The organism is Pantanalinema rosaneae CENA516, assembly GCF_050753385.1.
Classification (GTDB): domain Bacteria; phylum Cyanobacteriota; class Cyanobacteriia; order Leptolyngbyales; family Leptolyngbyaceae; genus Pantanalinema; species Pantanalinema rosaneae.
This window is the reverse complement of the sequence record NZ_JBLZFZ010000136.1, coordinates 1-3,415: the sequence shown is the minus strand read 5'-3', so window position 1 is coordinate 3,415 and position 3,415 is coordinate 1. Positions and strand designations below refer to the sequence as shown.

Here is a 3,415-nt window from a genome sequence, read left to right as displayed (position 1 = left end):
CTTTCCGACGGGCGGAAATCGGAGGCGTCGACGAACTCGACGCGATCGAGACCCACGACTGCTTCACGATCACCGAATACATGGCGATCGATCATTTCGGCGTGACCGCGCCCGGCGAGAGTTGGCGCGCCGTCGTCGACGGATCCATCCGAAAAGGCGGGCGCATTCCGATCAATCCCAGCGGAGGATTGATCGGCCTCGGACATCCCGTCGGCGCGACGGGCGTGCGCATGGCGCTCGACGCGCATCGGCAGGTCACGGGATCGGCGGAAGGCTGCCAGGTGGAAGGCGCGCGCAGGGTCGCGACCCTGAACATCGGCGGCAGCGCCACGACGACGGTTTCCGGGGTATTTGGAAAGGTGGTGGGCTGATGCGCATCGCAGTGATTGGAAACACGCCGGTCAACGGCGGCGTCGCCGTGGCGGCGGATCTCGCTCTCTGCGGCCACGACGTGGCTTTCGCGCCGTGGCCGGGAGAAGAGAAGCAGCTCGACCCGCTTCTGGACCAGGGCGGCATCCGGCTTGAGGGTGAGACCGCCCTTGCCCTTTCCGGCGCCGGAGGTCTCGCCTCGCTGCGCCTGACCGCCTCGCTGCCGGAGGCGCTCGACGGCGCCGAGCTCGTCCTGCTCGACATGGCCGCACCGGATTTCGAGATGCGCTTCGCGCAATTGCTGCCTGTGCTCGCGCGGGATCAGCACGTCCATGTCAACATGCACGGCTACTGGCCCGCGCTACGGCTCGCGCCGCTGCTTCGGGACGCAGGGCGCGAGGACGTGACCATTTCGGAATCCACCGCGCCGACACATGCGGCCGCCTATTCCGACGGGGTCGTCTCCCTGCAATGGGTGCGCAGAAAGGTCGCCGTGGCCGTATTCCCGGCCGAGCGCTCGGGGGCGGCCATGCAGACGCTCTCCCGCGCCTTCGAGGACCTGCACGCCGCCGCCAACGTGCTGGAGACCGGCTTCGCGGGACTGAACATGATGGTTCATTTTCCCATCGTCCTCGTCAACATCGGATGGTGCGAGCGGCTCGAGCGACGCGGCGCCGACGTGCCGATCTACCTCAGCGGCATGACCCGCAGCGCCTCGCTTCTCGTGGACGGGCAGGATGGCGAGAGGCGCCTCGTCGCGCAGTCTTTCGGCTCGAACCACAAGTCCCTGGCGGCGTATCTCTGCGACTATTACGACGCTTCCGGCGCGGACGCGCTGACGGCGGTGGCCATGTCGCGCTACTATCGCGAACTCCCGCCCTATCCGGCGACTGCGTGGCGACGATGGCTGAGCTGGGACGTGCCTCACGGCCACGTGCCGATGATCGAATTCGCGGACAAGGCGGGAATCGACGCCCCCCTGCACAAAGCGGCCGTCTCGCTCGCCTCGGTCTTTCTGGAACGGGATTTCCACGGCGAGGGCCTGACTCTCGAACGGCTCGGGCTCGCCGGACTAAGCATCGGCCAAATTCGCGACTACGTCGATACGGGACGAATGTCTTGACGACCGCCGACTGGGACCTCGCCGCGATGCCCCCGATGAAACGGGAGGCGTTTTTCGGCGATCGTGTGGTCAGGACGTTCGCCCAGCGCCCCGCGAACTTCGACGCCCTCATCCGCGAAACCGTCGAAAACCACCGCGAGCGTAACGCGCTCGCTCAGGATGCCCGACGCCTGACCTACGGAGAGTTTGACGCCATGCTCTCTTCGGTCGCCGCGAACCTGGCCGCGCGCGGGGTGCGGGGGCGATCGCGTCGGCGTTCTCTGCGACAACGGAATAGACGCGCTGGCGGCGCTATTCGGGGCGCTTCGTCTGGGCGCGATTGCGAGCTCGTCGCACTGGCGTTCGATGCGGGACTGGCGCATCGGCTGCCCGAGCCGGCTGCGGCGCCGTCCCTGCGCCACCGCTTCAGCATCGGCGGCCCCGCGCCGGGCGCGGGGCGCTTCGAGGCGCTGACGGCGACCCGCGACTTCGCGCTCGTCGATATCGCCGAGACCGACGCGGCGATCATCATGTATACGTCGGGCACGACCGGTCGGCCGAAGGGGGCCGTCCTGCCGCATCTAGCGATGGTGCATTCGGCGATGCATTTCACGCATTGCCTCGGGCACGGGCCCATTCGCGCGCCCTGCTCGGCATCCCGGCATCGCATATCAGCGGACTCGGGGCGGTCGTCATGGCCATGCTGCGCGCAGGCGGTTGCATCGTAATCGACGGCCCGTTCAAGCCGCGGACGTTCCTCGAGCGGATGGCTGCGGAGCGGATCACGTTCACCGTGCTTGTTCCGGCCATGTACAAGCTCTGCCTGCTCGACCCGACATTCGACGCGACCGATCTGGACGACTGGCGGATCGGATTGTTCGGCGGCGCGGTCATGCCCACCGCCACCATTGCGGAGCTTGCCCGCAGGCTGCCCGGGCTGCGGCTCATAAATGCCTATGGCGCTACCGAGACGACGTCGCCGGCGACCATCATGCCGCCCGGCGCTATCGCGGTCGCGCCGGATTCCATAGGCAAGGCGGTGCCGTGCGGCGACATCCTCGTCATGGACGAAAGCGGCCGGGAAGCCGCCCGGGGGGAGCCCGGCGAATTGTGGATCGGCGGCCCGATGATCGCACAATGCTACTGGAACGACGAAACCGCGACGCAAGCGAGCTTCACGGCAGGGTACTGGCGCTCGGGCGACATCGGCTCCATCGATGCACAGGGCTTCGTGCGCATACACGACCGACTGAAGGACATGATCAACCGCGCGGGCTACAAGGTGTACAGCGCCGAAGTCGAGAATGTTCTCGCGCTCCATCCCCGCGTGATCGAAAGCGTCGTCGTGGGCCGGCCGGATCCGGTCCTGGGCGAACGGGTGCACGCCTTCGTCCGGGCGGACGACGCATCGCTCGAGGCGCAAACGCTCGCGACGTTCTGCGCCGAACGGCTCGCGGACTACAAGGTCCCGGAAAGCTGGACTATTTCGACCGAGCCACTGCCCCGCAACGCCAACGGCAAGTTCGAGAAACGCCGGCTCGCCCGCGAGATCGCCGCTGCGAACGGGGGATAGAGCGTCGTGCGAATTGATCTGCCCTCGGCGGAAGCGCTAGGATCGCGCGAGTGATTTTTTTGCCCGAGCGTCCGAGCGGACCAGGGCCGACGTAACAATGCGATCGGGTGCAGGATTGACCAGACCTTCCAGTGCTGCGGCGGGCGCTCGCAAGAAGTCCGACGGAAAGGTCGAAGCGCCCGGATGCGAGCCCGACGAGTCGGGCGCCGCGCGAGGGCGCGAAGCGACCAGCAGCCTGGCCCGCATGTTGCAGATCCTCGACCTGATCACCTTCGAGCGACCGGCGATCACGCTCGAGGAGATATCTCGCGAGGTCGGCTACACGGTCTCGACGAGCTATCGCTACGTGCGCGAACTCACCGCGGTCGGTC

Annotated in this window: 5 protein-coding genes; all 5 read left to right on the top strand. The window is 67.1% G+C overall.

The window, feature by feature from the left end; translation table 11 throughout:
- The coding region (locus ACN4EK_RS32190) for a thiolase C-terminal domain-containing protein (protein ID WP_431662529.1) at positions 1–371 on the top strand (371 nt) is incomplete at its 5' end.
- Entirely contained in the window at positions 371–1,492 is a 1,122-nt protein-coding gene (locus ACN4EK_RS32185) for an NAD/NADP octopine/nopaline dehydrogenase family protein (protein ID WP_431662528.1), read from the top strand. The genes ACN4EK_RS32190 and ACN4EK_RS32185, both read left to right, overlap by 1 nt.
- Positions 1,489–2,199, top strand: a complete 711-nt coding sequence (locus ACN4EK_RS32180; protein WP_431662527.1) for an AMP-binding protein — start codon at positions 1,489–1,491, stop codon at positions 2,197–2,199. The genes ACN4EK_RS32185 and ACN4EK_RS32180 overlap by 4 nt, the downstream gene beginning before the upstream one ends.
- Positions 2,088–3,044 (top strand): class I adenylate-forming enzyme family protein, encoded by a 957-nt coding sequence (locus ACN4EK_RS32175; RefSeq protein WP_431662526.1) that lies wholly within the window; start codon positions 2,088–2,090, stop codon positions 3,042–3,044. The genes ACN4EK_RS32180 and ACN4EK_RS32175 overlap by 112 nt, the downstream gene beginning before the upstream one ends.
- Positions 3,045–3,159: 115 nt before the next feature.
- A partial coding sequence (locus ACN4EK_RS32170) for a helix-turn-helix domain-containing protein (RefSeq protein ID WP_431662525.1) occupies positions 3,160–3,415 on the top strand: 256 nt, incomplete at its 3' end.